Annotated in this window: 22 protein-coding genes; 15 read left to right on the plus strand and 7 right to left on the minus strand. The window is 60.2% G+C overall.

All coding sequences use genetic code 11. From position 1 onward, the window contains the following. Window positions 1-193: 193 nt before the first annotated feature. Window positions 194-1786 (plus strand): sensor domain-containing diguanylate cyclase, encoded by a 1593-nt coding sequence (locus tag BZK31_RS05150; protein WP_083181719.1) that lies wholly within the window; start codon window positions 194-196, stop codon window positions 1784-1786. Here BZK31_RS05150 and BZK31_RS05155 read toward each other — a convergent pair. Next, window positions 1762-4911, minus strand: a complete 3150-nt coding sequence (locus BZK31_RS05155) for an efflux RND transporter permease subunit (RefSeq protein WP_083181720.1) — start codon at window positions 4909-4911, stop codon at window positions 1762-1764. The genes BZK31_RS05150 and BZK31_RS05155 overlap by 25 nt on opposite strands. A gap of 32 nt (window positions 4912-4943) precedes the next feature. After that, a complete protein-coding gene (locus BZK31_RS05160; RefSeq protein WP_083181721.1) occupies window positions 4944-6104 on the minus strand; it encodes an efflux RND transporter periplasmic adaptor subunit in 1161 nt (386 codons plus the stop codon). 177 nt (window positions 6105-6281) lie between these two features. Between BZK31_RS05160 and BZK31_RS05165 the strand changes: the two genes are divergently transcribed. Continuing rightward, complete coding sequence (locus BZK31_RS05165) at window positions 6282-6839, plus strand: TetR/AcrR family transcriptional regulator (RefSeq protein ID WP_083181722.1); 558 nt, start codon at window positions 6282-6284, stop codon at window positions 6837-6839. Window positions 6840-6889: 50 nt separating this feature from the next. Here BZK31_RS05165 and BZK31_RS05170 read toward each other — a convergent pair whose 3' ends face one another. Then, entirely contained in the window at window positions 6890-9391 is a 2502-nt protein-coding gene (locus tag BZK31_RS05170; RefSeq protein WP_083181723.1) for a TonB-dependent receptor plug domain-containing protein, read from the minus strand. A 342-nt stretch (window positions 9392-9733) separates the two neighbouring features. On the opposite strand from BZK31_RS05170, the gene BZK31_RS05175 reads away from it, so the two are divergent. The 8 genes from BZK31_RS05175 (at window position 9734) to BZK31_RS05210 (ending at window position 16646) form a co-directional block, all read left to right on the plus strand. Next, window positions 9734-10102, plus strand: coding sequence for a hypothetical protein (locus BZK31_RS05175; RefSeq protein WP_083181724.1), 369 nt, complete (start codon window positions 9734-9736; stop codon window positions 10100-10102). A 127-nt stretch (window positions 10103-10229) separates the two neighbouring features. Next, window positions 10230-10835 carry an SCO family protein gene (locus BZK31_RS05180; protein WP_083181725.1) on the plus strand — a complete coding sequence of 202 codons (606 nt, stop codon included), beginning with the start codon at window positions 10230-10232 and terminating at the stop codon, window positions 10833-10835. Further along, complete coding sequence (locus tag BZK31_RS05185; RefSeq protein WP_083181726.1) at window positions 10829-11323, plus strand: copper chaperone PCu(A)C; 495 nt, start codon at window positions 10829-10831, stop codon at window positions 11321-11323. Before BZK31_RS05180 ends, BZK31_RS05185 begins: the two co-directional genes overlap by 7 nt. Before the next feature lie 92 nt (window positions 11324-11415). After that, a complete protein-coding gene (locus BZK31_RS05190) occupies window positions 11416-11598 on the plus strand; it encodes a DUF2188 domain-containing protein (protein ID WP_083181727.1) in 183 nt (60 codons plus the stop codon). Between the two features lie 323 nt (window positions 11599-11921). Further along, window positions 11922-12752 carry an energy transducer TonB gene (locus BZK31_RS05195; RefSeq protein ID WP_083181728.1) on the plus strand — a complete coding sequence of 277 codons (831 nt, stop codon included), beginning with the start codon at window positions 11922-11924 and terminating at the stop codon, window positions 12750-12752. A gap of 87 nt (window positions 12753-12839) precedes the next feature. Then, entirely contained in the window at window positions 12840-13562 is a 723-nt protein-coding gene (locus BZK31_RS05200) for a MotA/TolQ/ExbB proton channel family protein (protein ID WP_083181729.1), read from the plus strand. A 1-nt stretch (window position 13563) separates the two neighbouring features. After that, window positions 13564-13965, plus strand: a complete 402-nt coding sequence (locus BZK31_RS05205; RefSeq protein ID WP_083181730.1) for an ExbD/TolR family protein — start codon at window positions 13564-13566, stop codon at window positions 13963-13965. 278 nt (window positions 13966-14243) lie between these two features. Then, a complete protein-coding gene (locus BZK31_RS05210; RefSeq protein WP_083181731.1) occupies window positions 14244-16646 on the plus strand; it encodes a TonB-dependent receptor plug domain-containing protein in 2403 nt (800 codons plus the stop codon). Window positions 16647-16706: 60 nt separating this feature from the next. Here the strand turns inward: BZK31_RS05210 and BZK31_RS05215 are convergent, their stop codons facing one another. Then, window positions 16707-18008, minus strand: coding sequence for an Nramp family divalent metal transporter (locus tag BZK31_RS05215; RefSeq protein WP_083181732.1), 1302 nt, complete (start codon window positions 18006-18008; stop codon window positions 16707-16709). A 279-nt stretch (window positions 18009-18287) separates the two neighbouring features. Between BZK31_RS05215 and BZK31_RS05220 the strand changes: the two genes are divergently transcribed. Continuing rightward, window positions 18288-19034, plus strand: coding sequence for a carbon-nitrogen hydrolase family protein (locus BZK31_RS05220; RefSeq protein ID WP_083181733.1), 747 nt, complete (start codon window positions 18288-18290; stop codon window positions 19032-19034). Here BZK31_RS05220 and BZK31_RS05225 read toward each other — a convergent pair. The 3 genes from BZK31_RS05225 to BZK31_RS05235 all read right to left on the minus strand — a co-directional run bounded on the left by BZK31_RS05225 (window position 19024) and on the right by BZK31_RS05235 (window position 20965). Further along, window positions 19024-20304, minus strand: coding sequence for an MFS transporter (locus BZK31_RS05225; protein ID WP_083181734.1), 1281 nt, complete (start codon window positions 20302-20304; stop codon window positions 19024-19026). The genes BZK31_RS05220 and BZK31_RS05225 overlap by 11 nt on opposite strands. Window positions 20305-20407: 103 nt before the next feature. Further along, the gene (locus tag BZK31_RS05230; protein ID WP_083181735.1) at window positions 20408-20590 is read right to left on the minus strand and encodes a DUF1289 domain-containing protein; all 183 of its coding nucleotides are present in this window, start codon (window positions 20588-20590) and stop codon (window positions 20408-20410) included. Window positions 20591-20593: 3 nt separating this feature from the next. Continuing rightward, window positions 20594-20965, minus strand: a complete 372-nt coding sequence (locus BZK31_RS05235; RefSeq protein ID WP_083181736.1) for a hypothetical protein — start codon at window positions 20963-20965, stop codon at window positions 20594-20596. A gap of 193 nt (window positions 20966-21158) precedes the next feature. Here BZK31_RS05235 and BZK31_RS05240 point away from each other — a divergent pair, with 193 nt between their 5' ends. The 4 genes from BZK31_RS05240 to BZK31_RS05255 all read left to right on the plus strand — a co-directional run bounded on the left by BZK31_RS05240 (window position 21159) and on the right by BZK31_RS05255 (window position 26318). Then, complete coding sequence (locus tag BZK31_RS05240; RefSeq protein ID WP_083181737.1) at window positions 21159-22250, plus strand: SMP-30/gluconolactonase/LRE family protein; 1092 nt, start codon at window positions 21159-21161, stop codon at window positions 22248-22250. A gap of 111 nt (window positions 22251-22361) precedes the next feature. After that, window positions 22362-23195 (plus strand): DUF1206 domain-containing protein, encoded by an 834-nt coding sequence (locus tag BZK31_RS05245; RefSeq protein ID WP_083181738.1) that lies wholly within the window; start codon window positions 22362-22364, stop codon window positions 23193-23195. 198 nt (window positions 23196-23393) lie between these two features. Then, complete coding sequence (locus BZK31_RS05250; protein WP_083181739.1) at window positions 23394-25379, plus strand: methyl-accepting chemotaxis protein; 1986 nt, start codon at window positions 23394-23396, stop codon at window positions 25377-25379. Window positions 25380-25397: 18 nt separating this feature from the next. Further along, the gene (locus tag BZK31_RS05255; RefSeq protein WP_083181740.1) at window positions 25398-26318 is read left to right on the plus strand and encodes a substrate-binding domain-containing protein; all 921 of its coding nucleotides are present in this window, start codon (window positions 25398-25400) and stop codon (window positions 26316-26318) included. Window positions 26319-26325 lie beyond the last annotated feature (7 nt).

Genomic DNA, 26325 nt, shown 5'->3' on the forward strand with positions numbered 1-26325 from the left:
GCGTGCTTGCGCGTATGTTGACCCCTGTTTGCTCCGCGATCCCGCCTCATCCACCCCATCGCCAACGGCGACACTGGGCGCTGAAGCTCACGACCATTGATACCGGTGAAGGAATATCGATGTATCTGAACACTCACGCTCAGGTTTCGTGCGAGTCAGTTGCGCGACCGCTCACCGGCTACGGAGGCAGGTTTTGAAACGCGATCTCAGACTTGCCTCATGGCTGATCTGCACGGTCTGTACGTGTGTCGTGCTGTTGATGACCTGGCAGACCTGGACCGCACGCCAGAAAACCCTGGAAAACATCCAGACCAGCAGCGCGAACCTGGCCCGTGCATTGAGCACTTACACCGACGGCATCTTCAAGCAGAGCGAGTTGATGCTCATCGGCCTGACCGAGCGTGTGGAGAAAGAAGGCAGCGGTCCGGAGCAGATCGAGCGTCTGCGTTCGGTGATTGCGCGTGAAATGGGGGCGTTGCCGCAAATCAGCAGTGTGTCGCTGTACAACGCCGAAGGCGTCTGCACGTTCTCGACCAATGACAATGCCGTGGGCATCAACAGCACGCAGCGGGAATTCTTCAAGCATCACGCCGAACACGCCGGGCGGGCACCCTTCATCGGACCGACCATTCGCAGCCGTGCCAATGGCCAATGGGTGATCTCGGTCAGTCGCCGCATCAATCACCCCGACTCCAGTTTTGCAGGCCTGATGGTGGTCACCATTGGCATCGACCATCTGTTGAAGTTCTACTCCGGCATTCAAATCGGGAATTCCGGCGTGATCAGCCTGACTTCAGCGGCTGGACGGTTGCATGTGAGGTTTCCGTATCGGCAGGAAGACATTGGCCACGACCTGTCCTCGACGCCGATATTCAGTGCCTATCGCAGCAAGGAAGCGGGGATCACCGAGTTCGTCTCGCGACTCGATGGCGTGGCGCGCTTCTATGCATTCAAGCGCAGTGATGTCTATCCGCTGGTGACGGTGGTCGCGCTGGGTCAGCAGGAAGTCATGAGCGCCTGGCTGGGACAGGCCAAGCAGTCGCTGCTGCTGGTGCTGGTGCTGTTGGCGCTGGTGGTCGGGCTCGGGGTTCGTCTGATCGGGCACATTCACAGCCGCATTCGGGTCGAGGAACAACTGCGCGTGTCCCAGGCGGCCCTGATCGAAGTCAACCAGCACCTGGAACTGATCGCTTCCGAAGACAAACTGACCGGGCTGGCCAATCGCAGGCGCTTCGATCAGTTCATCGAGATCGAGTTCAAGCGCGCCCGGCGCGAGCGCAGCACCCTGTCGCTGATCCTGATCGATGCCGACCATTTCAAGCGCTACAACGATCATTTCGGCCATCTGGCCGGGGACGAATGCCTGGTTGCGATCAGTCGCATCGTCGAGCAGTGCATCCGTCGCCCCGGTGATGTCGCTGCCCGCTATGGCGGCGAGGAAATCGCTGTGGTGCTGCCTAATACCGATGAAGACAGCGCTCGTCGAGTGGCCGGATTGATTCTGCAAACGCTGCAGGCGAAACGCATCGAGCATCCAGCCAGCCCGTTTGAAATCGTTACTGTCAGCCTCGGCGTGGCGACGTTTATCGGCACCGATCGGCAACTGGACCCGCGTGGGCTGATCAAGCTGGCCGACCGGGCTTTGTATGCCGCCAAGTCACAAGGCCGCAACCGGGTGAGCGTCGCGTCCGAAGCCGTCACCGACACAGTGCCGGCCTGGACGCAGAATCATCAGCCGTCGGCCGATGCCGCCCGGCAGGCTCAGGCACCCGATACACGGTCCTGAGTCTGTGCCTCTTCATCGACCTGCTGGTGGGGCTTGCGGCGCAGCACTGACAATACCCAGACGAAGAAGATCGGCACCAGGACCACGCCCAATAGTGTCGCGCTGAGCATGCCGCCGATCACGCCGGTGCCGATGGCGCGCTGACTGGCGGCGCCCGCGCCGGTGGCCAGGGTCAGTGGCACGACGCCGAGGATGAACGCCAGCGAGGTCATCACGATCGGCCGGAAACGCAGGCGTGCGGCTTGCATTGCCGCGTCACGCAACGAGTGGCCCTGTTCCCACAATTCCTTGGCGAACTCGACGATCAGAATGGCGTTCTTGGCCGCCAGACCGATGATGGTGATCAGACCGACTTTGAAGTACACATCGTTCGGCAGGCCGACGGCGGTGACCGCCAACACCGCGCCCAGCGCACCCACCGGCACGATCAGCATCACCACCAGCGGAATCGCCCAACTTTCGTAAAGCGCGACCAGCAACAGGAACACCACCAGCAGCGCGAGGCCAAACAGTCCGGTGGCCTGGCCACTGGCGACCTTCTCCTGATAGGACAGGCCGGTCCACTCGTAGCCGATACCCGGCGGCAGTTGCGAGACGATGCGTTCGATTTCGGCCATCGCCTCGCCGGTGCTCACGCCCGGCGGTGCGTCCCCTGAAATCTTGAACGCCGGATAACCGTTGTAGCGGGCGATCTGCACCGGGCCTTCTTCCCAGTGTGTCGACACGAAAGCGCCGAGCGGCACCAGCGTACCGCTGCTGTTGGGCACATACAGTTTGAGCACGCTTTCCGGCGTCATCCGCGCACTCTGCTCGGCCTGCACCACCACGCGCTGTTGACGGCCGGCGTTGGCGAAGTCGCTGATCACCGAGGAACCGAACGCGGTTGACAGGGCGTTATTGATCGATTCGAAACTGACGCCCATTGTCCTGGCTTTTTCGCGATCGATGTTCAGACGCAGCTGTGGTGCTTCGGCCAGGCCTTCCATCATGGCGTAGAGAATTTTCGGGTTGCCATTGGCGTTGCCCAGCAGTTCGTTACGTGCGGCGAGCAGCGCTTCACGGCCCAGTCCCGCACGATCCTGCAAACGCAGTGCGAAGCCGCCCGAGGTGCCCAGCCCCTCGATGGGCGGTGGTGTCACCGCCATCACCGTACCGTCACTGATGTTCGCGAAATGCTGGTTGAATGCTGCCGCTTCGTCCGCTGCCGATTGCCCGTCGCCCCGTTCCGACCAATCTTTCAAAGTAGGGAAGGCCAGACCGGCGTTCTCGCCCATGCCCGAGAAACTGAAACCCAGCAGCATGGTCACTGCGTCGGTGGTTTCCCGTGACAGCATGTAGTTTTCCAGTAGCTGCGCGGTGGCATCGGTGCGCGCGCGGGTTGCACCGGGCGGCAGTTGCACGTCGATGATCAGATAGCCCTGATCCTCCACCGGCACGAAAGACTCGGGCAGGCGCAGGTAGAAAAAGCCCAACAGGCCGACGATGCCAAGGTACAACAGCATGTAGCGGCCGGCGCGCTTGATCAGGCTCGAATTGACCCGCTCGTAACGATCGGTTAGCTTGCCGAACACACGATTGAAACCGCCAAAGAAGCCGCGCTTCTCGGTGTGTCCCTTGGGGATGGGTTTTAGCAGCGTCGCGCACAGTGCCGGGGTAAAGGTCAGGGCCAGAAAACCCGAGAACAGGATCGATACCGCCAGCGACAGCGAGAACTGCTGGTAGATCACCCCGACCGAGCCGCCCATGAAAGCCAGTGGCAGAAACACCGCCGCCAGCACCAGCGTGATGCCCAGGATCGCGCCCGACACCTGTCCCATCGCCTTGACGGTTGCGGCGGCGGGCGAGAGGCCTTCTTCGGCCATGATCCGCTCGACGTTCTCCACGACTACGATGGCGTCGTCCACCAGAATGCCGATCGCCAGTACCATGCCGAACATGGTCATCATGTTTACCGAAAAGCCCAGCAGGTACATGATTGCCAGCGTACCGGCCAGACACACCGGCACCACGATGGTCGGGATCAAGGTGTAGCGGATGTTCTGCAGAAACAGGAACATCACCAGGAACACCAGCACCATCGCTTCGATCAGGGTGTAGATCACCTTGTCGATGGCCACATCGACGAAGCGCGAAGTGTCGTACGGGACGGAGTACTCGACGCCTTCCGGGAAATTGACCGACAGTTCGTCAAGGCGCTGTTTGACGGCCTTCACCGTTTCGATGGCGTTGGCGCCCGGCGAAAGCTGGATGGCACCGGCCACGGCGCGTTTGCCGTCCAGCCGGGATTCGAAATTGTAATCCTGGCTGCCCACGGCCAGCCGTGCGACATCTTCCAGATGCACCGTCGAGCCGTCCTGGTTGGCTCGCAGCACAATGCGCCCGAACTCCTCCGGGTTGTCCAGCGTGCCCTTGACCGCCAGGGTCGCCGTCAATTCCTGCAGCGAAGAGCCCGGACTGCTGCCGAAACTGCCGGCAGGCACCTGCACATTCTGGGCGCGGATCGCGGCGTTGACGTCGTCGATGGACAGCCCGAAACCCACCAGCTTTTGCGGATCGATCCACACACGCATGGCGGCTTCAGCGGCAAAGAACTGCAGCCTGCCGACGCCATTGACCCGGCTGATCTCGTTGTTCACGTTGCGCGCCGCGTAATCGGCCAGCGCGACGGTGTCCTTGTTGGCGGCGTCACCTGTGTAACTTAGCGCGAAGATCATCAGAAATCCGGAGCTGGCCTGCTCGACCTGCAGACCTTGACTGAGTACCGGCTGTGGCAGGCGGGCTTCGGCTTTCTTGATGCGGTTCTGCACCTCGACCTGCGCCATGTCCGGGTTGGTGCCCGGATTGAAGGTCACGTTGATCTCGGCCGAACCGGTGGAGTTGCTGGTCGACTCGTAATACAGCATGCCCTTGGCGCCGTTGAGCTCGTCCTCGATCACACTGGTGACCGAGTCCACCAATACCTGCGCCGACGCGCCGGGGTAGGTGGCCGTGATGGTGATCTGCGGCGGCGCCACCACCGGGTATTGAGCGACGGGCAGGGCGGGCAGGGCCATCAGGCCGGCCAGTAGAATGAACAGAGCGAGCACCCAGGCAAAATTGGGGCGCCGGATAAAGAACAGGGACATAAAAGTAATCCTCGATCGCGCTGAAGGCGTCTTTACTGAGCCTTGGCCTGCTGTTGGGCGGATTGCGATTTAGGGACAACCTTGTCGCCTGGGTTGATGCCGGTCATGTTGCCGACAATGATCTGCTCATCGGCCTTCAACCCCTGCGTGATCTGCCAGCGCGAGTCCTGCATGGTGCCGGTCTTCACTGAACGTGCCTCGACCGCGCCGTCCGAGCCGATCACCAGCACGCGAGCCGTGCCATCGGCGGAACGCTGCACCGCACGTTGCGGAACCAGAATTGCTTTATCGTCGATGCTTTGCGGCGTGCGCACACGCACGTACATGCCCGGCAGCAATACGCCTCGGGGGTTGGCGAAACGGGCTCGCAACAACACCTGGCCGGTGGTGCGGTCCACGGCGATATCGGTGAACAGCAGGGTGCCGGTGCTCGTGTAGTCGGTCCCGTCGATGCTCAGCGACAGGGCGCCTTCGCCACCTTTGGGCAGGCGACCTTCCTGGATCGCCGCGCGCATGCGCAAGGCATCGGCGACCGGCTGGGTGAAGTCGGCATAGACCGGGTCCAGTTGCTGGATGGTCGCCATCAGCGTGGTCTCCGCCTGACCGACCAACGCGCCTTCGGTGACCATGGCCCGGCCGATCCGGCCGGAAATGGGGGCCCTGACCGTTGCGTAACCCAGATTCAACTGTGCCGTTTCAACGTCGGCCTGAGCCGAGCGTTTGGCGGCAATGGCGTTTTGCAAGGCGGAGCGGGCGGTGTCGAAGGTCTGGCGGCTCACGGCTTCGATGTCCACCAGCGATTCGTAGCGCTTGACCGTCGCCTGCGTCTCGAACAAGGTGGCTTCGGTTCTGGCCAGATCCCCCTGGGCTTTGGACAGCGCGGCCTTGAACGGTGCAGGGTCGATCTGAAACAGGACCGCACCGGCCTTCACATCCGCGCCTTCCTCGAAATTGCGTGTCAGCACGATACCGGCGACGCGTGCACGAACTTCGGCGACTCGCACCGGTTCAATACGACCGGGCAGTTCATTGATGACCGTAAGCGATTCGGTTTTTACCGTCACCGATTCGACTTCTTTGGGTGCAACAGGCGCACCTGCGTTCTGCTCTGGTTTCTGCTCGCAGCCGACCAGCATCGCGCCAGCCAGCAATGTAACCATCGACAGGACACGCCAGTCGCGCAAAGTACTCATAGTTCACCCGGGCACTGCCCACAAGACGCCAAAGCCGCGAATGATCTACGCTAAGAGTCATATGAGTCAATATTGACTCATATGACTCTTTGGTGACTAGATGTTAACGGCTTTGAGAAAACCGGCCGGGTTCTGCACAATGCGCCCCATTCCCACGACGAGGTAAAAAAGCACTCAATGGACTTCACTGCTGCTGATGAGAAATTTTTGAAAGCCTTGGCCGTTGCGGTGGTTGACCACTCCTCGGGCACACTCAAGGACATCGCCCAGGCTGCCGGTGTGAGCAAAGCCACGCTCAACCGGTTCTGCGGCACCCGCGCCAATCTGATCGAAATGTTGCTCAACCACGCCTCTGACTTGATGAACCAGATGATCGCCGAGTCCGATCTGCACCACGCACCGCCGGTCGAAGCGCTGCAGCGGCTGGTCGACAATCACCTGGTACATCGTGAAATGCTGGTGTTTCTGGTCTTTCAATGGCGGCCGGACACCATGGACGAGAGCTGCGGCGGGCGCCGCTGGTTGCCGTACTCCGACGCGCTGGATGCATTCTTCCTGCGCGGCCAGCGCGAAGGGCTGTTCAGGATCGACATGAGCGCTGCAGTGCTGACGGAAACCTTTGCATCCTTACTCTTCGGGCTGGTCGACGCCGAGCGGCGCGGCCGGGTGGCTCGTGCCGGTATGAGCGCAATGCTGACTCAACTGTTCATGCAGGGCGCGCAGACAGCGGAGTGACCTGCGCATGCTGATTTGATCGGTGCCGATGAACAGTGCCTGGGCAGGCATTAAAAATCATAGGCCAGCTTGCTGTACCAGAAACCTCCGCCCGGATAGAAGGGCGGATCGCCGTACAGGCTCAGGCCGTTGGCGGAGGCGATCGCGTTCTTGTCGGGTCGCACATCGAAGATGTTGGTGCCGCCTACGCTGAGCGTGATGTTATCGAGCAGGGTGTAGGACACATCCAGATCCGTGATCCATTTGGCGCCGAAACCGCGGTCGCCACTCTCCTGTTGCTGTAACGTCTTGACCTTGCCATAGCGTGTGGTTTGCAGATTCACGTTTAGATCGTTCAATGTCCACTTACCCCCCAACACCCATTTGGTTTTCGGCTGCGCATCGGTCAGATCGCCCTGTCGTGCGCGTCCAACCCAGGTCAGGCTGCCTCCCGGGTTGTTTCCAAGGCCTTGCAGAGCTGCTGGAGCATCTTTGACGTCAGTGATGACGGTCTTGTTGTAGTTGAAGCCCGCGCTCCAGCGTACGTTCCCGAATCTGCCGTAACGGCTGGAGTGGTCGAGCACGATATCCAGGCCTCGGGTGCGGGTATCGAATGCGTTGGCGTAATACGACGTCCAGGTCGAGGTGTCCACGCCCTGCGCGGACAGCAGCGGAGCCAGTGCCGGGCCGTACAGGCTTTCGGTACGGGCAATGCGATCATCGATTTCGATCCAGTAAGCGTCGGTGGTCAGACTGGTGTGCGGCGCCGGTTGCCACGTGACGCCGAACCCCAGATTGCGCGATTTTTCAGGGTCCAGCGTGGTGGCGCCAAGTGCCTGAGCCAGCGCCGAATTGACCGGCGCAATGCGGGTCACTGCGGGCACGACCGTGCCGTCGGGCGCTGTACCAACCCGGTTGTCCGAGATGCTATAGCCAATCTGCGTCAGTGACGGCGCACGGAAGCCGCTGCCGACCGTGCCACGCAGGGCAAGCGTGTCAGTGAACTCATAGCGTGAGTTGAATTTGGCACTGACGGTGTTACCTGAGTCGTCATCGAAATGCTCGGCACGCACTGCCAGGTCGATGAACAGTGGCTCGATGGGCGTGACGCCGAAGTCGACATAGGCGGCGTAGTTATTGCGCTGCAGCCGGGTGGCGTCCTGAGGGGCAATGACCGCAGCGGCCTGTGCGGCAATCGAGGCGAGCTGTCCGGCCCGGGGATCGGGCTGGCCGTTCGGCAGTGTGCTGGCAAAGCGGTATCCGCCAACCCGATACGCCTGCGCATCGCCGGAAAATGTCTGGAAGCGCTCCCAGCGATGCTCAAGCCCTGCCGACACCTGCAGTGGCATGCCGAACAGCCCGTCGAACGCGCGCGTGATGTCCAGATTGTTGACCCATTGCTCGAAGCGGTAAGTGGCCAGGTCATCGAAAGACGTCGGCGATTGCGGACCCAGCGATGGGTTGATGGTCAGGTCACTGTATTGATGGTTATTGTTGCGGCCATAGGTGGTGCTCAAATCCCAATTCCAGCCCAGCGCTTCACCCTTGCCGCCGACCAGATACTGGTAGTCGGTGTCGTCCAGGTTGTTACGCGGGTAGTAACCGTCAGGAAACAGCTCCGGGATGTTGGCATTGCCGTTGGGGTAGCGAAAATAGTTATTGATGACCGCGTCACGTTGCCCATAGGTGCCGTAGGAATACAGGGTTGTCTGCTCATCCAGGGGCAGCTCGGCGTTGTAGGCAAGATTGAATGCCTTGATCTGTGGATCGCCATTTTTGACGCCGACCCGGTCCCAGGTCGCTTCTCTGGCATCGCCTGGAAAGTAAGCCTGGTTGGTGGCCTTTTCATTCCAGCTCGCATCGCCACGTTTGCGGGCGTCTGCCGAGAGATGCACAAATCCACCGTTCCCCAGTTCGAAGCCTGTGTCGCCTTCGAACTTTGAAACCTCGCCTTCGCCGCTGTACAGCGTGCCGTAGGTGATGCCCAAGTGGCCGCCTTCGGCAGCAGACTTGAGAATCACGTTGATCACGCCGGCTATCGCGTCAGAACCGTATTGTGCGGCGGCGCTGTCCTTGAGCACTTCGATGCGCTCCACGGCACTGATCGGGATCATGTCAATGTCCACCGAGTTCGCGCCGCTGCTGTCAGTCGAACCGTTGGCGGGCAGGGCGCTGTTGTGGCGGCGTTTGCCGTTGACCAGCACCAGCGTGTAGGCCGGAGCCAGACTGCGGTTGGATAAAGGTCGGATCGTCGAGTTGTACCCTGCGACATTGGTGCCGTAATTGAAGGAAGGCAGCAGTTTGGCAATGGCTTCCGTCAGATCGGCACGACCGGTTTTCAGCAATTGATCGCTGGTCACGATATCCACGGGGGCCGGGCTGTCAGTAACCGTGCGTTGCGTGCCGCGGACACCGGTTGAAATGACCGTGACCTTTTCCAGTCGTGTCTCTTTGTCCGAGGACTGCTCGGCAGCTTGTGTCGGGCTTATGAGCCCCAGGCTGGCGAAGGCTATTCCGTGAATCAGAGACGTAGTGTGTAGCGGTCGATACTGCGCGTGAACAGAGGCGATCATCGAGGTGCAATCCTTATGAAATGCTGAAACGTATTGAATGCCTCCGTGGGTAAGGGTCGGACTGCTGCCGAATTTAAAGTTATTGAATTGTTATGTGAAAGGTCATTTTGTTATATGTTAATTATTAATTAAATGCATTTTATGCTTGATTAAGATCACATAAATTAATTTTTTGTGGGGTGCGTTGTGCATCGTCGATGCCTGCCAATTTCAATCGTGCTGCCTGCGCCGTTTTGTCGCACCTGTCTTGCAGCCCGCAAGGGCGCGGTTTGCCCGGCTGCACGTTTTTTGTAACAGCATTCGCGGTGTTCGCGGCCAACCCGGAGTGGTAAATTCGCCGCCATGAAATTCGTCCGAACCCACCGCTCGCTCATCGCCTGGCTGCTGTACGGCTTCGTCCTGTTCAATGGCGTGGCGTGCGGTTTTGGTCACGGGCAAATGCTGTCGCCCCTTTCTTCCGTGACTGCGGGTGATATTTGCGGTGAGTCGGGCACTTCCTCGCCTGTTGCAGATAAAGACCTTCATGCCTCGGTCATGCAGCTTGCGCAGTTCGATTGTGCCTTTGCCGGCAAACTGACCCTGGCGCTATTGTTCTTCATCGGCCTTGGCTGGCTGGCGCGCACGCTGAACATCAGGCCGCGCATCCCTCATGTGCTGTACCGCCAGATCCCGCGCCACGCCTCGCCAGGTTGCATACCTCAGGCACCCTGAGCCCTGGCACCTATGCTCCACGTTTGTGGCAAGGCATCGACATCACAGTGTTGATCTTGCCGGTTTACGGGAGTGGTCATCGGGTCGACACCCGGGGCCGCACCTTATCCTTCAAGGGACGTAATACATGACGCAGAATTTCAGTCGCCGCGAGGTGGTCACGGGCCTCTCGCTGCTCAGCCTTGGCCTGCTGGCCGGTTGCGGCAATTCCAATGCCCTGCCGTTCAAGCACGGTAAGGACATGAGCAACGAAATCGTCGGGCGTAATTTCAGGCTCAAAGACCCGCAGGGCAACGTCAAGACGCTGTCGAGCTTCCGTGGCCTGATGCCGATGGTTTTCTTCGGCTTCACCCAATGCCCGGCCATCTGCCCCACGGCACTGGCACGCGCGGCGCAGATCCGCAAGCTGATGGGCGAGGACGGCAAGACCTTTCAGGTGGTGTTCATCACGCTGGACCCGGAACGCGACACACCACAGGTCATCGATGCCTACGTGAAAGCCTTCGATCCAACCTTCGTCGCGCTGTCCGGCACGCTTGAAGAAACCGCTGCCACGGCAAAGGAATTCGGCGTGTTCTTCGAAAAGGTGCCGCTCGGCGACACCTATACGATCTCCCACACCGCCACCAGTTATGTCTACGACACCCGAGGCGTGCTGCGTCTGGGCCTGTCACACAAACTGTCTGCCCAGCAATGCGCCGAAGATCTGCTCACTTTGATGGAAGTATGTTGATGACTCATTCTGTTCGTAACGTCGTAAAACCGATGCTGTTGGCTGTTTCATTGCTGGGCCTGAGTGCTCAGGTGTTCGCCCAGACGGAGATCGACGATCCTTGGGTGCGCGCTACGGTGCCGGGCCAGTCCGCTACCGGTGCATTCATGCGCATCACCGCCAGCGAGGACAGCAAACTGGTCGATGTGGCGTCGCCAGTGGCCAAGACCGTTCAGATTCACCAGATGAGCATGAAAAACGATGTGATGAACATGCATCAGGTGACATCGGTCGACCTGCCAGCCGGCAAGCCGGTGGTGCTCGATGCCAACGGTTACCACGTGATGTTCATGGGGCTGGCCAGTCAGGTCAAAGAGGGCGATGAAGTGCCGCTGACCCTGACGGTGGAGAATGCCAAGGGCGTCAAAGAATCGGTCAGGGTCACCGCAGTGGCCAGATCGCTGACCACCGATGAGCACAGTGGACATGGCGAACACAGCGGCCATTAAGCTGCATCGGCCGAGTGGCCAGCACAGGCTGACCACTCAGGAGTAAGGTAGGCGGGGCACCACGACTATTTCTCTTGCAACTGGAGGTGAATATGAGTGCCCCGATGCTTTCCAAAACCCAGATCAACGGCTACCAGTTGATCTGCGTCAACCGCGGACCCTGGACGGTCTGCACCCCTAAAGACCGACTTGCATCGTTCAACACCCGTCAGGAGGCCATGGCCTACGCCGCGTCTCTTCCGGTTCGCGACTGGAGCAGGTCGCGTCCGGCTTGAGCCTTCGATACAGGGTTCCCTGGACAAACACTGCCTCGTGGACGCGAGCCTGATCGAGCAAGTCTTTTAGCCGGCGCAGCCCTTCAACGTGATGGGTTCGCCTCTCTGGTCGGTCTGCGGCCGACGACAGGCTTGCGCCCACGGTTTTTGCTGGTTGCCGCCCCGTCCGTTTGTATATTCCCTAAAAGAATAAAAGGCTAACCAAATATTCTTTTAAGGAACAAGTATCTTTGAGCCATGATGGCCTCGCCACACCCACTTTGGAAAGGTGACTGATACCAACAGAACCTGGATTTTTATCAAGAAAATGCAGGAGTGTATCAATGGGCAATGTCCAGACCGCAGCCAGCGCACATGATGTGCCATGGCGCCAGACGCCGCAGGGCGACCTGGTCGATCTGGGGCGTCCTTTCCGTGGACCCTTGTCGTCATCCCGATTGCACAGCACCCCGAAACCGATTCTCGGACGTCGGGAGGCTGTACTGCTCGGTGTTTTTGCTCTGGTGCTGCACGGTGCGGTGATCTATTGGCTGAGTCAGAAACCGACGCCGGTGCTGCCGGTCGTACCGCCGGAAGTCCCGCCGATGACCATCGAATTCTCAAGGCCTGCGCCACCGGTGCAAGCGCCGCCACCACCGCCCGAGCCGATCGTGCAACCGGTGGTCGAGCCGCCACCGCCGGTCGAGGAAGAGCTGGCAGTGAAGCCGCCACCGCCAAAGCCTGTTCCAAAACCTAAACCGCAGCCGCCCAAACCGGAGGTGAAACCGGTCGCCAAGCCGGTTGCCAAACCCGTTGAACAGCCGCCTGCGCCAGCCGTTTCCACGCCACCTGTGGCTGCACCGGCACCCGCCGCGCCGGCTGCGCCCAAGCCGGTGACGCCAGCCTCGGCCAGCGCTGGTTATTTACGCAATCCGCCGCCGGAATACCCGTCGCTGGCCATGCGTCGCGGCTGGGAAGGCACGGTCATGTTACGCGTGCACGTACTGGCCAGTGGCAAGCCCGGCGAGATTCAGATTCAAAAAAGCAGCGGTCGCGAATCGCTTGACGAGGCTGCACTGGCCGCTGTGAAACGCTGGAGCTTCGTGCCCGCCAAACAGGGCGACGTGGCTCAGGATGGCTGGGTCAGCGTGCCCATCGATTTCAAGATCAACTGACCCCCAACACGTGATTGACCTTGCGGGCTACCTGAACCAAAGGCGCATCGCGACACACCCCATGCCTTGTTCAGAGAGAGCTGCGCCATGAACCTACTTGCTTCGCCATTTGAATCCATCGAACACGCCGTCATCTGGCTGCTGGTGATTTTTTCTGTCGCCACCTGGGGCCTGGCCTTGCTCAAAGGCGTGCAGTTCTCGCGTCTCAAGGCGCAGGATCGCAAATTCCACAAGCAATTCTGGGCCGCTTCGAGCCTGGATTCCGCTGCGCAACTGGCCCATGAACACCCTGGCGCTGCGGCGCGTGTCGCGCTGGCCGGTTACGCGGCCATCCAGGTCAGTGAAGGTGCTCAGCCCCACGACCTCAGCCAGTCCATCAACCATCAGGACCGTCTCGAACGTGCCTTGCGTCAGCAGATCGTGCGTGAACGTCGCTCGCTGGAAAGCGGCCTGGCCATCCTCGCCAGTATCGGCAGCACCTCGCCCTTCATCGGACTGTTCGGAACGGTCTGGGGCATCATGTCGGCACTCAAAGGCATCAGCGCAGCGGGCTCCGCGAGCCTTGAAACCGTGGCTGGCCCGATCGGTGCAGCGCTGGTGGCGACAGGCGTGGGCATCGCGGTCGCCGTGCCTGCGGTGCTGGTTTACAACTATTTCCTGCGCCGTCTGAAGCTGACGGTCGCCGATCTGGACGACTTCGCCCACGACTTCTACAGCCTGGCGCAGAAGAGCGCGTTCCGGGTGCTGCTGCACCCGGTGCTCAAGTCCGGCGCGACAGGTGCTGCCGCCAAAGTTAAGGAGGCGTCCTGATATGGCCTTTTCCACGCAAGACAGCGATGAAGTGCTGAGCGAGATCAACGTTACGCCGCTCGTGGATGTGATGCTGGTGCTGCTGGTGGTATTCATCGTCACTGCGCCACTGTTGACCAATTCGATCCCCATCAACCTGCCCAAGACCGAGTCGGTCGCGCCGGTGGAACAGAAGGATCCGCTGGTCGTGAGCATCGACGGCCAAGGCAAACTGTTCATCAACAAGGATGAAATCCAGCCGGATCTGCTGGAAACCAACCTCAAAGCCGCCAAGGACAAAGCCCCGGATGTGCGGGTGCAGTTGCAGGCCGACGATGGCGTGAATTACGGCGAAGTGGCTCGCGCCATGGCGTCGATCGAGCGTGCGGGGATTACCAGGCTGTCGGTGATCACTGCGAAATAACGTCTCGTTTTCTAGATCATGCAGTTTTTCAGGGTCGCATTCTCAGGCAGATGCGGCCTTTTTTTTGGCTGTTATTTCAGGATTCTGACGCTCGATCAAAACGCAGCAGCTTATGCTTTATTGGTATTTAAAAGCTGATTGTTAACAGCGTTAAGCTATAACGCATCGGTCTACCGGAACTTAAAAACAATCGTAATGATCGCCACCGTCCACCGCACGGATCGCTCGTTGTCACCAGAACACGATGTTCTGGATCAGGGAATTCAAGGGGTAGCGGTATGGGGAGTTTCAAGACAAACGTACTGGCCACGGCGATTTTCTCGGCCAATATGCTGGGCGCCGCAGGGATCAGTACGTACGCAATGGCCGAAGAGACGGTTGAGAACAGCGGTCCGTCGGCAACGTCCACGCTGGGCACTGTGATCGTGACCGGCACCCGCGCTCAGGAGCGCACTGCCAGCGGATCGCTGTCGCCCATTGACGTGATTTCCGGCGACAGCCTGCGCAGTTCCGGTTCAAGTGAACTGGGCACCGTGCTGGCACGGTTGATTCCGTCCATCAACTTTCCACGGCCCAGCCTGGTGGACGGCGCCGAACTGGCCCGTCCGGCGCAGTTGCGCGGCCTGTCGCCCGATCAGGTGCTGGTGCTGGTCAACGGCAAGCGCCGCCATACCTCGGCTTTCGTCAATCTGGGCGGCGCGGTAGGGCGAGGCTCGGCACCTGCCGATCTGAACGCGATTCCGCTGTCGGCCATCGATCACATCGAAGTGCTGCGCGATGGGGCGTCGGCCCGTTACGGCTCCGATGCCATCGCAGGCGTCATCAACATCATCCTCAAGAACGCCGACCATGGCGGCTCGGTGTCGACCCGTTACGGCCAGTACAAAAAGGGCGACGGGATTCAACGCCAAGTGGCGGGCAATACCGGTTTTGCGTTGGGCAGCAACGGCTTTTTCAACCTGTCCGGCGAGGGTGCCAACAATGATTACACCAACCGTGCCGGCGACGATTTGCGCGCGTCCAGCATCGGCTCCACGACCTATGGTCAGCGCGTATTTCGTCAGGGTGAGCCGGAAACCGAGGAGGGCAAGGTCCAGTTCAACACCGAGTACAGTTTCAATGATGCCCTCGAGTTTTACAGCTTCGGCGGTTACAGCAAGCGGCGTGGTGAAACAGCGGCGTTCTATCGGCCCGGCAATGCGTCGAACAATAACCCGGCGATCTTCCCCAATGGGTACCTGCCGCTGATTCATGGCACGCTCGAAGACACCTCGCTGGTGGCAGGCTTGCGTGGCGAACTGGCGGATGACTGGCACTACGACCTGTCGGCGAACTACGGCAAGAACAGCTATGAGATCCGTACCCGAACCATCAATACGTCGCTGGGCCTGGCTACACCGCGCTCGTTCGACAACGGCACCCTGACCAATGATCAGAAGCAACTGAGCCTGGACCTGTCGCGGGAATTCAATGCCGCGTGGCTGCCTTATCCGGTGTCAGTGGCGTTTGGCGCGGAGTATTTGCGTCAGGGTTATCAGATCGAAGCAGGGCAGGCCGAGTCGTATTTTCAGAGCGGCAGTTCAGGGCTTGGCGGGTTCCGGGCAGCCGACGCCGGCAGCTCTTCACGGCATAACTTCGCCCAGTATCTGGACGTGGAGACCAACCTGACCGAGAAGCTCGGCGTGTCGGCGGCGGTGCGTCATGAAGATTACAGCGATTTCGGTTCCAACATCAGCGGCTCGCTGTCGGCGCGCTACGATTTCACGCCGCAAGTGGCCTTGCGCGGCAGCGTGTCGACCGGCTTCCGTGCACCTTCGCTGGCGCAACAGAACTTCACGTTCACCTCGTCTCAACTGATCGGCAATACCATTCAGGAAGCCGGTACGTTTCCGGCGGGCAGCAACGTGGCGCAACTGCTCGGTGCTGAGGACCTGAAAGCCGAGAAGTCCCGCAACTACAGCCTGGGTCTGGTGCTGGAGCCGCTGGACAACCTGACCGTCACCGCCGATGTGTACCGCATCGACATCCGCGACCGAATCTCGCTGTCGTCCAACCTGGTGCTCAACAACACCGCGATCAACTACCTGCGCAGCAACGGCGTCGGAGACATCAACTACACCAGCGCGCGCTATTTCACCAATGCCACCGACACCAGCACCGACGGTGTGGACCTGGTGGCCAACTATCGCTATCAGTTCGATAACGGCGTGCGCTGGAACAGTACGGTCGGCTACAACTACAACCACACCAAGGTGACGGACGTAAAAGCCAACCCGGCGATTCTCGATCAACTGGGCGTGAACCTGGTGCGTGTCGATCGTCGCGAGCGCATCGGTCTGCTGGGCGACACCACCCCGCAACACAAGCTTAGCCTGGGTAACGACTTTAGCTTCGGTCCGTGGGCGCTGCATTCCAACCTGGTTCGCTATGGCGAGTTCACCAGCTATCAGGCCGACAAGGTCAACGATCAGACTTTCAGTGCGGCCTGGTTGCTGGACCTGGCCGTGGACTATACGCACAAGAACTGGGTGTTCACCCTGGGCGGCGACAACGTGACAGACAAGTATCCGGAAAAACTCAACGACTTCGCGTCCAGCGGAGGCAATCTGGCGTATAGCACTTACTCGCCCTATGGCTACAGCGGAGCGTTCTATTACGGGAAGGTGACGTACAACTGGTAACCGCTGTCGAGGATGGGCAGGCAGCCCAAGTTGCCGCGTCTGCCCATCCTTGCCGATCAATCAACCGAGCAACTCGGTCCCCAACTGGAAGGCGACCCACAGTGCCAGCCCGGTGGCGAAGGTCAGTGCGATGTTCTCGAACAGGTTGTTGCGGTATTCCTTGGCCAGCAGCGACTTCTGATTGGACATGATCAGCAGGCCCAGCGAGATGATCGGCAGGCCGACGATGTTCAGCGCGTTGACGCCCAGCGTCAGGGTCACGAAGTCCGGCATGCCTGGCAACGACCAGATCAGCGGCGTGACCAGAATGAACAGCATGAACCACTTGTGCATCGGATCGCGATGAAATTCCTTACCGTAGCGCGCACGTCGTTGTGGACGGATGTGCTGGAACGCATCGGTGATGAGCATCGGGAACGCGGTGGTCTTGCCTGAAATGCTGGCGAACAGCGTGGCGAATACGCCGATGAAAAAGATGTACCAGCCCAATGGACCGAAGAACAGCTCCAGCGCCTTGCCCAGATCGCCCAGCGTGTTCACCTGAATGCCGTTGGGGCGCAGGATTTCCACACCCACCACCCAGATCGCCAGATTGATGACGATACCGACAATGACCGCGAACAACAGATCGTTACGCTGAATACGTTTGTGTTCAGGTCCGGTCCAGCCTTTCTCGCGCATCACATAAGGGTGAACGAAGTTGGCGATGGAGCCGGCCACCGCACCGATCACCGAGACCGCGACCAGCAGAGCGCCGTGCACCCCTTCGTTGGGCGGAATGCTGAAGCCGATGGTGCCTTTGATGATGCCGGTGACATCCGGACCGGACATGATCGCCAGCGTCAGGAAAGCCAGCGTCATGATCGCCAGCAGCACTTTCATCACGCCTTCGATCATCGCGTAGATATTGCGCCCGACCAGCAGCCACACGGCAAGCACGACCGCAACCGAGCAGAGCAGCGGCTGATTGATGTGCAACAGCATCGCCAGCGCCTCACCCGCACCTTTGATCATGTAGGCGTTGATCAGGTGTCCCATCAACAGCGCATAGCCGAGCATGAACCAGGCGAAGAAAGGGTGCAGTTGCGCGTAGCCCTGCAGGATCGTCATGCCCTGGTTATTGCATAACTGGAAGCGGGCGATGATGTTGACGATCAGGAAGCGCAGGAGCAGGGAAACCGCCAGTACCCACATCATCGCGTAACCGTAACTTGCACCGGCCACCGAAGAAGTGATCAGATCGCCCGCGCCCAGCCAGGACAAAACGGCAATGATGCCGGGTCCCAATAGCTTGGCGAGCTTTTTCAGCCGGGGTTCTGCGACGGGCGTTACCTTTTCTTCGATTGAAGGGGTGCCGGGCATGTGTCGAATCTCCATTGTTATTGTAGTGAGATGAAAGACAGTCACAGATAAGATAAGACGTCGTACAACATCGGTGTCGATTGAAATGTAACTTGGTGTGAATAATCTCGACCCGCACGAGTGTCCGATTTCGAAAGCGTGCGACACGCCCGCCGCCTGGAGTGCACGGTTTGAAAGTGACTGGCTGTTTGCTCGCTGTGGTTGCCCGGCAAGCGTGGCCACTTTCGGTAACGCAACATTTGAATCCCATGGCTTGCGAACGATGAAGAGAGAAACCCGATGACGTTCCCCGTACTCGCCGTTGCCCAGTTTCAATCCCTGCGGGGCGAACTCGAGCATAATCTGGCCGGACACATGGCCTTCATGCGTCAGGCCGCCGAACAGGGTGCCGAGTACCTGCTGTTTCCCGAGCTGTCGCTGATCGGCTACGAGCCGGACATCGCCCGTGAATGTGCGATGACCGCAAGTGATGCACGTCTGGCGCCGATCCGTTCACTGGCCATGCAACTGAAGCTGGTGACGACGGTTGGCGTTGCGCTCAAAGGCGTGGGCGACAAGGTGCACGTCGGTGCGCTGACGTTCAGCGCAGAAGGCGAGGTGATTGCCTATGCCAAGCAATACCTGCATCCCGGCGAAGACGCAGTATTCAGTGCTGGATCGACAGACTGCTTTGTGCCTCTGGGCGAACGAACGATCGGCCTGTGTGTCTGCGCCGACTTCGGTCATCCCGAGCATGTAAAACGTTTGGCTGCAGGACACGCTTGGGTCTACGCCGCGAGCGTGCTGATTTCACCCGATGGTTATGAGCACGACGCGACACTGCTGCAAGCCCACGCGCGGCGACACGGGTTGCCGGTGTTGATGGCCAACCACGGCGGGCCCACCGGTGGCTGGGCGTCGGCAGGTCGCAGCGGTCTGTGGAACGAGGCAGGAGAGTGGGTCGGCGGTCTTGAGGGTGCTGGCAATGGGCTGGTGATCGCAACCTGCCAACCGCAAGGCTGGCAGGTGCAGGTGATCAGGCTGTAGCCGCGCGGGTGAGCGGGTCGGAGCCGGATCCGTTCGGACCTTTGCCGTCTGTGTCGTGTTCGGCCTGGGCGAGGGTTTCCGGCACCGCGAACCACAACAGGCAAAGCGCCGCCGCGGCCACTGCGGCCAGGGTGAGGAATGCAGCGCTGTAACCTGCGGCGTGCACGACAAAGCCCGCCAGGCTATTGCTCAGCGCGGCCCCGAGTCCGAACAGTGTCGACAGGGCGCCCAGGCTGACATTGAAGCGGCCAGTGCCCTGAGTCAGGTCCTTGACCATCAGCGGGAACAGCGCGCCAAACAGACCCGCGCCGATGCCATCGAGCATCTGCACGGCGACCAGCCAGTAAGGGTCATCAGACAATGTATAGAGCACGCCACGAATCGGCAGGATCAGAAAGCCTGCCAGCAACAGCGGCTTGCGCCCCCAGACATCGGCTTTCATGCCCACCAGCAAGGCCGCAGGAACCATGACCAGTTGCGCGGCGACGATGCACGCCGAAGTCAGCGGGGTTGCCATCTGCATGTTGATCTGTGACAGCTTCTGACTCACGAGCGGCAACATGGCGGCGTTGGCGAGGTGGAAAAGGGCGCAGCAGATTCCGAACAGCAGCAGCGGTCTATTGCTCAACAGCGCCGACAGACCTGACGGCGCGCCATCGTGAACCTTATGGCTGGCGTCGAAGCCTCTGGCCACGTCATGGTCAATGGCATCGGCCGAGACAAAGCTGACGGCGATGATGCTTGCCAGCGCCATTGCGGCCATCAGATAGAACACGGCCACCGGACCGAACAGGTACGCGAAACCGCCTGCAAGCAGGGCGGCACAAGCGTTGCCCGCGTGATTGAACGTTTCGTTGCGTCCGGTACGTCGGGTGAAGGCGCGTGGTCCGGTGATACCCAATGAAATGGCCGCGATGGCCGGGGCGAATACCGAGGCCGCAACGCTGCTCAAGGCTTGAGTCAGCGCCACCAGCGTGAACGACGAGGTGAAGGGCAGAACCAGGCAGCTCAAGGTCACCAGAAGGGCGGCTGCGGCGATGATTGCGCGTTTGTAGCGAGTGCGGTCAATCAGTGCACCGGCCGGTGTCTGGGTGATCAGCCCCGCAATGCCAGCGATGGTCATGACTACGCCGATGCTCGCCGGGTCCCATTTATGCACGGCGAGCAGATAGATCGCCAGGTAGGGACCGAGTCCGTCGCGAACATCGGCAAGAAAGAAATTCAGACTGTCCAGAGAAAGGGTGTTACGGCGATCCGCATGACTGGTCAAGGCGAGTGCTCTCGTAATTCGTCAGACTCCAACCCACCGAGCCACGGGAAATACGACCTGAGCGGTGTTAAAGAGTTTCAGCATGTTTCATGAATAAAGGGTGTCAGACGCTCTTTTTCTGCAGGCTCTTCATACGTTGGGTCGCTCGCTGCACAGCGGCCATTTTTTCCGGCCTTTTCATGCGTTTCCATTTGCGAATGTCGTCTTTGGTCCGGCCGCAACTGACGCATAGATCACCGCTCAGCTGGCAGACGGAAATGCACGGGTTTTCAATGTCCTTGGCCATGATTCACCCTCGTTTTCGGTACTTGCGTGACAGTCGCTGCGACCAGTCTGCGCCGTTTTCACGCAGGCACTGTTCTTCGCTGTCGAAGTGCACGTGGGCGGCCAGCGGTGTCAGCCTGATTTCAAGCTCATCCAGCGCGTCGGCGGTCAGCTCGATCATGCGTTTATCCAGTCCTTCAGCCAGCGCCTTCTCACGGTTGGCTGTGGTGTCGAACACCCAGATCACTTGAAGGCTGGCCGGGAACGCCGTGTAATCGACTTCGTGTGTCAGCCAGCTGAAACCGGTTATGTCGGCTTTCGCTGTTTCGCACGCCTGGGTCAGCACGGCGGCCAAGTGCCGCTCGGTCTGTGCCTGCTCGCGTTTGCTCAGGGGCATGCCTGGATCCTTGAACTGAATAAGGGGAATGGCGCAGCAAGATACCTGATTGTGAGTGCCAGCCCCAGCGTCGGGCGGTGCGATCAATCGTTTCATTGGTGCGCATATAAACGGCTTCGCTGCTGTCGTATTGCCCGGGCACCGCTGGCATAGAGCGGTGAGACACCCTCCAATAACAAATAAGGGACACATCATGGATCGTTCTCAAGCAGGTATCGCTGTCGGCCAAAGCCGTCGGGGTTTTCTGAAAAAGTCGCTGGCGGTGTCGGCGACAGTCGCGGCTGTCAGCGCATTGCCACGACTCTCGCTCGCCGAGCCATTGACCCAGCGCTACCCGGACCCTTTGGTCAGTGTGCTGGACGACAGTTTCATGGACTTGCGCATCTTCAACGCCAGCGTGGAAAAACTGGCGACCGGCATGCGCTGGGCGGAAGGTCCGGTGTGGATCGGCGACGGTCGTTATGTACTGGTCAGCGACATCCCCAACAACCGCATCATGCGTTGGGACGAAGTGACCGGCAGCCTGTCGGTGTACCGCGAGCACTCGAACTTCTCCAATGGCATGTGCCGTGATCGTCAGGGACGGCTGCTGGTCTGCGAGGGCTCATCGACCACCCAGGAAGGGCGGCGCGTCACCCGGACCGAATACAACGGGCGCATCACCGTGCTCGCCGACAGTTACGAGGGCAAGCCTTTCAATTCACCGAATGACCTCGTCTGCAAGCGCGACGGGTCGATCTGGTTCACCGACCCGATGTTTCAGGCCAACAGTGATTACGAAGGCCACAAGGTTGCTCAATCGCAGCCGTTCGGGGTCTACCGCATCGATCCGGCCAGCGGCAAGGTCAGCCGCGTGATCGACGATCTGGCCGGGCCGAACGGTCTGTGCTTTTCGCCGGACGAGAAAGCCCTGTACGTGGTGGAAGGCCGTGCCAGGCCCAATGGCATCATCTGGGCGTTCGTGGTCAACGATGACGGCACGCTTGGCGCTCGCCGCAAACACATCGAAGGCGCGGACTATGCCGCCATCGATGGCCTCAAATGTGACGAAGCCGGCAATCTGTGGTGTGGCTGGGGCGGCAACGGTAATCCTCAGGCCGATCTGGAGAAGCTCGACGGCGTGCGCGTTTTCAACCCGCAGGGCAAGGCAATCGGTCATATCAGCCTGCCGGAACGCTGCGCCAACCTGTGTTTCGGCGGACGGGAAGGTAACCGGCTGTTCATGGCCAGCAGCCATTCATTGTATTCGGTGTTCGTGAACGCCCGAGGCGCCACGTTCGCCTGATGCCGTTCCAGAGGGGCAGAGCGCATCATTTCGCTCTGTCCCTCAATCGGTTCGAACCCCTGGAGCGGACACGGGTCAGTTCGTGTATCACTCTTTTCAGGGAAGGTCCTTATGTCTGCGCAACGCAGCCTTGTCATGCTTGCACGAGGCGGTTACGCCGCCCGTGGTGTTGTCTATCTGATCATCGGTCTGTTCGCGGTACTGGCAGCGCAGGGTTCTTCGAAGCCTGCCGACAGCCACAGCAGCCTTGAAGCCTTGTTGAGTCAGCCGTTCGGCAGTGTGCTGGTCGGTATCGTCGTGGTCGGCCTGCTCGCGTTCGCCGCGTGGCGCGTGCTGCAGGCGACCCGGGATGTCGATCATCATGGTCGCGAATTCAAAGGGCTGGTCATCCGTGGCGGCCTGCTGGTGGGCGGTTTCACCTATGGCGCGCTGGCGTTTTTCGCGCTCGGTCTGCTGGTCAGCGGGCTGAAAAGCTCGGGCGGCTCTGGTGGCGGTCAGGCACAGGACCTGTTGCAGTCGATTCTGTCCTGGGACCATTCGAACCTGCTGGTCTACGTCGTTGCGCTGGTGCCGTTGGGGCTGGGTATCGTGCACATCATCAAAGGCTACAAGGCGTCGTTCGAGAAGTATTTCGAGGCCGATGAGGATGTCATGCGTTATGTGCGTCCGGTGTCGCGTTTCGGCCTGATCGCCCGTGGCGTGGCATTCATCGAGATTGCGGTGCTGCTGGCCGTCAGCGGTTCCAGCTACCAGGCGATGCACCCGCCCGGAATGAAGGATGCGCTCAATGGCTTGCAGGACCTCCCCGCCGGCGGGTTGGTGCTGCTGATCGTGGCGCTGGGCTTGATCGCCTTTTCGGTGTACAGCTTCGCTCAGGCTGCCTGGCGCCGCATCAACATGGATGTTCCGAACGCGCCCGATGCGGTGACCCGGCATTTTCGCTGAGTCCATGCGCCGAAAAACAGGGCGCACCTGAGACCTGTCAGGTGCGCTCCGATCCCGGCAATTTAATGTGGATCACTCCTCAAGTCGCCTGTTTACTGGCCGACATCCTCGTTTGAGCTCCGATCAATTTGTGCACTGACGTTTCGTACGTCGTTGCGCACGGCATCCGGCGCGCCATAAAAACAATAGAGGACAGCCATGACCATTCTTCAGCGAGTGATTGGTGGGTTTGCCGTGCTGGTCGTGCTGCTGCTCGCCATGGTGAGTATCAGCTATCAGAGCACCCATTCGATAAGCGAGCGCTTGAGCATCATCACCGGTCAGTCGGCACCACTGAGCCGCGCGGCGAGCGAACTGTATGTGCATGTCCTGCGGGCCAATCAGGCGCTGCTCGGAGTGCTGGTCAGCAATGACCCGAAACAGATCGACGACGGCAAGCAGCCCTTCAACGACAGCATGGCGCGTTTCAACCAATTGCTGGACAGCACGCCTGCCTACATCGGTGATCGTGCCGAACTGCGCGATAACCTGGCTCAGGAGCGACAGCTCAGCGCAGCCTATGCTGAACAGGCGCAGGCGCTCATCGCCAGCCACCGTCAGCACGTCATGCAGACGCTTCAAGCCCGCGTACTGCAAGGCTACAGCAGCAGCCAGGGCGTACAGTTGACCGGTTATCTGCGCGACTACATTGCCCGCGAACGTAATGCGGGCTCTGCCGATAATGTCGCGGCCGCAGAAAAGCTGCTGCTGGAAGTGGGCAAATCCTACGAAGGGCTGGCAGCGCATGCTGCGACGCCCGATATGCAAGCATTGCAACGCCTGCTCAATTTACAGGATGAGGTGATCAGCACCCGCGCCCGTGAGTTGACCACAGTCGATCCGCGCGCCGGACGCATTGCCGGAGTCATGGTCAACCGTCTGCTCAACGACCTGACCGGCGCTGACGGCGTTTATCAGGCGTATCGCCAGGAAGCGGCCCTGGCCGAACAGGTCGGCAAGCAACGCCAGGCCACCGAGGCCCGTCTTCAGGCCACGCTGGACAAGATCGGCGAGTTCGGCAATCAGGCCCTTGCGGTCGCCAACGAAGCCAAAGGTGACGCCGATTCCACCATTGCCACCAGCCTCAGCCTGCTGCTGGTCGCCTGTATCCTCGCGGTGCTGGCAGCAGTGGTGATTGGCACTTGGGTGGCGTTCAGTCTGCGTCGTCCACTGGCCGCATTCCGGGAAGTGCTCAAGACCCTGACTGGCGGTGACATGCGGGTGCGTTTCGATGTCAGCCGCAAGGATGAGTTCGGGGAGCTGGGTGGTTACCTCAATGAGTTCACTCAGTCCTTGCAGCAGACTTTCCGCGAACTGATCGGCTCTGCCGACACCCTGGCGCTGACCGCCAGCAACAACGCGCAGATCAGCGAACAGACCACGCGCGTGGTCGATGAGCAGAAAGACCGGTTGCACTCGGCAGCGTCGGCCATGAACCAGATGGAAAGCACGGTCGAGGAAGTCGCCCGGCGCGCCCAGGACACGCGCAGCGCGGTGGACAACACCAGCGAACTGACCGACAAGGTGCAGAAGCGCGTCGCGCAAACCATCGTCAACATTCGCCAGCAGGCCGACCAGGTCAACAAGGCGTCGGCGGTAACGGACGAGTTGCAGAAGTACGGCCAGAACATCGACGGCATCGTCGATGCGATCCGCACCATCGCTGAACAGACCAACCTGTTGGCGCTCAACGCGGCCATCGAGGCGGCGCGCGCCGGTGAACAGGGCCGCGGCTTTGCGGTAGTGGCGGACGAGGTGCGCTCGCTGGCCAGTCGCACCCAGACCTCGACCAGCGAGATTCAGGAAATGATCGGCCAGATGCAGAACAAAATCCATTCTGCGGTGCAGGTCATGAACGAGAGTCAGATCCAGTCCAATCACTGTGTGACGCTGGCGTCCGGCGCGGATGAGCTGCTGATCGAGATGAGCGACGCGGTAGGCACCATCCGCGACATGAACATCCAGATCGCCGCCGCCACCGAGCAGCAAAGTGCCACGGTGCAGGAGACCAGCCGCATGGTTACCCAGATCAACGATGCGGCGCAGCAGGCCGCAGAGGGTGCCGAGCAGTCGGCCAGCAGCAGCCAGGATTTGTCGAAAATGGCCCGGGATCAGCGCGAGCTGCTCCATCATTTCAGCGTTTGATGCCCAAGGAGTCAGAACATGAAGCAATGGTTATCGATTTCCCTGGGTGCCGCGCTGTTGGCCGCCAGCCTGGCCCAGGCCAGCACGCCGTTGATTGGCGTCGGCATGGCCAAGTATAACGACAACTTCCAGACCATCCTGCGTCACGGCGTGGAGAAGCAGATTGCGCTGCTGGACGCCGATATCTTCATGGAAAACGGGCAGGACAACGTGGACTTGCAGATGCGCCAGTTCCGCAATCTGGTGAGCTCCAGAGTGGACGCCATAGTCGTTGCAATGGTCAACGGCAAGAGCGCTCCCGAGATGATTCGCCTGGCCAACGAGGCGAAGATTCCGCTGGTGTTCGTCAACCGCAACCCGGAACCTGCCAAGTGGCCGCCGCAGACCGCTTTTGTCGGTTCGGACGAGCTGGAGTCCGGCACCTTGCAGGCCGAGGAGTTGGCGCGCCGTGCCCATTACAAAGGTAACGTGGTAATTCTGGTGGGCGACCCCAGCAACAAGTCGTCGGTCATGCGCACCGAGGACGTTGAAAAGGTGGTCGCCAAGTATCCGGATATGAAGGTCGTGCAGAAGAAGATCGGCAACTGGGAGCGCAGCCAGGCGGCGACGATTGTGATCGACTGGATCAAGCAGGGCGTGGATTTCTCGATCATCGCCGCCAACAACGACGAGATGGCCATTGGCGCGATCATGGGGCTGGAAAAAGCCGGCAAGAACGCGCGGGACTATCTGGTGGGCGGCATCGACGGCACGCCTGACGGCCTGAAACTGATGGCCGAGGGCAAAATGGCCGTGAGTGTGTTTCAGGACGCAGTCGGGCAGGCCAATGGTGCGGTTGATGCTGCGTTGAGCATGGCGCGTGGAGAAACGCTGGCGTCGCCGGTGATCTGGGTGCCGTTCAAGCTGATCACTCCGGAAAACCGCCAGCAGTTCGAATGACGCACGG

This window comes from Pseudomonas floridensis, assembly GCF_002087235.1.
Taxonomy (GTDB): domain Bacteria; phylum Pseudomonadota; class Gammaproteobacteria; order Pseudomonadales; family Pseudomonadaceae; genus Aquipseudomonas; species Aquipseudomonas floridensis.

What these genes read in the sequence shown, in the direction of transcription:
- BZK31_RS05210 (WP_083181731.1), top strand. Translation starts at nt 14,244, where the DNA reads ATGGGGAGTTTCAAGACAAACGTACTGGCCACGGCGATTTTCTCGGCC.
- BZK31_RS05235 (WP_083181736.1), bottom strand. Translation starts at nt 20,965, where the DNA reads ATGCCCCTGAGCAAACGCGAGCAGGCACAGACCGAGCGGCACTTGGCC.
- BZK31_RS05205 (WP_083181730.1), top strand. Translation starts at nt 13,564, where the DNA reads ATGGCCTTTTCCACGCAAGACAGCGATGAAGTGCTGAGCGAGATCAAC.
- BZK31_RS05175 (WP_083181724.1), top strand. Translation starts at nt 9,734, where the DNA reads ATGAAATTCGTCCGAACCCACCGCTCGCTCATCGCCTGGCTGCTGTAC.
- BZK31_RS05255 (WP_083181740.1), top strand. Translation starts at nt 25,398, where the DNA reads ATGAAGCAATGGTTATCGATTTCCCTGGGTGCCGCGCTGTTGGCCGCC.
- BZK31_RS05250 (WP_083181739.1), top strand. Translation starts at nt 23,394, where the DNA reads ATGACCATTCTTCAGCGAGTGATTGGTGGGTTTGCCGTGCTGGTCGTG.
- BZK31_RS05215 (WP_083181732.1), bottom strand. Translation starts at nt 18,008, where the DNA reads ATGCCCGGCACCCCTTCAATCGAAGAAAAGGTAACGCCCGTCGCAGAA.
- BZK31_RS05185 (WP_083181726.1), top strand. Translation starts at nt 10,829, where the DNA reads ATGTTGATGACTCATTCTGTTCGTAACGTCGTAAAACCGATGCTGTTG.
- BZK31_RS05245 (WP_083181738.1), top strand. Translation starts at nt 22,362, where the DNA reads ATGTCTGCGCAACGCAGCCTTGTCATGCTTGCACGAGGCGGTTACGCC.
- BZK31_RS05180 (WP_083181725.1), top strand. Translation starts at nt 10,230, where the DNA reads ATGACGCAGAATTTCAGTCGCCGCGAGGTGGTCACGGGCCTCTCGCTG.
- BZK31_RS05155 (WP_083181720.1), bottom strand. Translation starts at nt 4,911, where the DNA reads ATGTCCCTGTTCTTTATCCGGCGCCCCAATTTTGCCTGGGTGCTCGCT.
- BZK31_RS05160 (WP_083181721.1), bottom strand. Translation starts at nt 6,104, where the DNA reads ATGAGTACTTTGCGCGACTGGCGTGTCCTGTCGATGGTTACATTGCTG.
- BZK31_RS05220 (WP_083181733.1), top strand. Translation starts at nt 18,288, where the DNA reads ATGACGTTCCCCGTACTCGCCGTTGCCCAGTTTCAATCCCTGCGGGGC.
- BZK31_RS05190 (WP_083181727.1), top strand. Translation starts at nt 11,416, where the DNA reads ATGAGTGCCCCGATGCTTTCCAAAACCCAGATCAACGGCTACCAGTTG.
- BZK31_RS05230 (WP_083181735.1), bottom strand. Translation starts at nt 20,590, where the DNA reads ATGGCCAAGGACATTGAAAACCCGTGCATTTCCGTCTGCCAGCTGAGC.
- BZK31_RS05195 (WP_083181728.1), top strand. Translation starts at nt 11,922, where the DNA reads ATGGGCAATGTCCAGACCGCAGCCAGCGCACATGATGTGCCATGGCGC.
- BZK31_RS05165 (WP_083181722.1), top strand. Translation starts at nt 6,282, where the DNA reads ATGGACTTCACTGCTGCTGATGAGAAATTTTTGAAAGCCTTGGCCGTT.
- BZK31_RS05200 (WP_083181729.1), top strand. Translation starts at nt 12,840, where the DNA reads ATGAACCTACTTGCTTCGCCATTTGAATCCATCGAACACGCCGTCATC.
- BZK31_RS05240 (WP_083181737.1), top strand. Translation starts at nt 21,159, where the DNA reads ATGGATCGTTCTCAAGCAGGTATCGCTGTCGGCCAAAGCCGTCGGGGT.
- BZK31_RS05170 (WP_083181723.1), bottom strand. Translation starts at nt 9,391, where the DNA reads ATGATCGCCTCTGTTCACGCGCAGTATCGACCGCTACACACTACGTCT.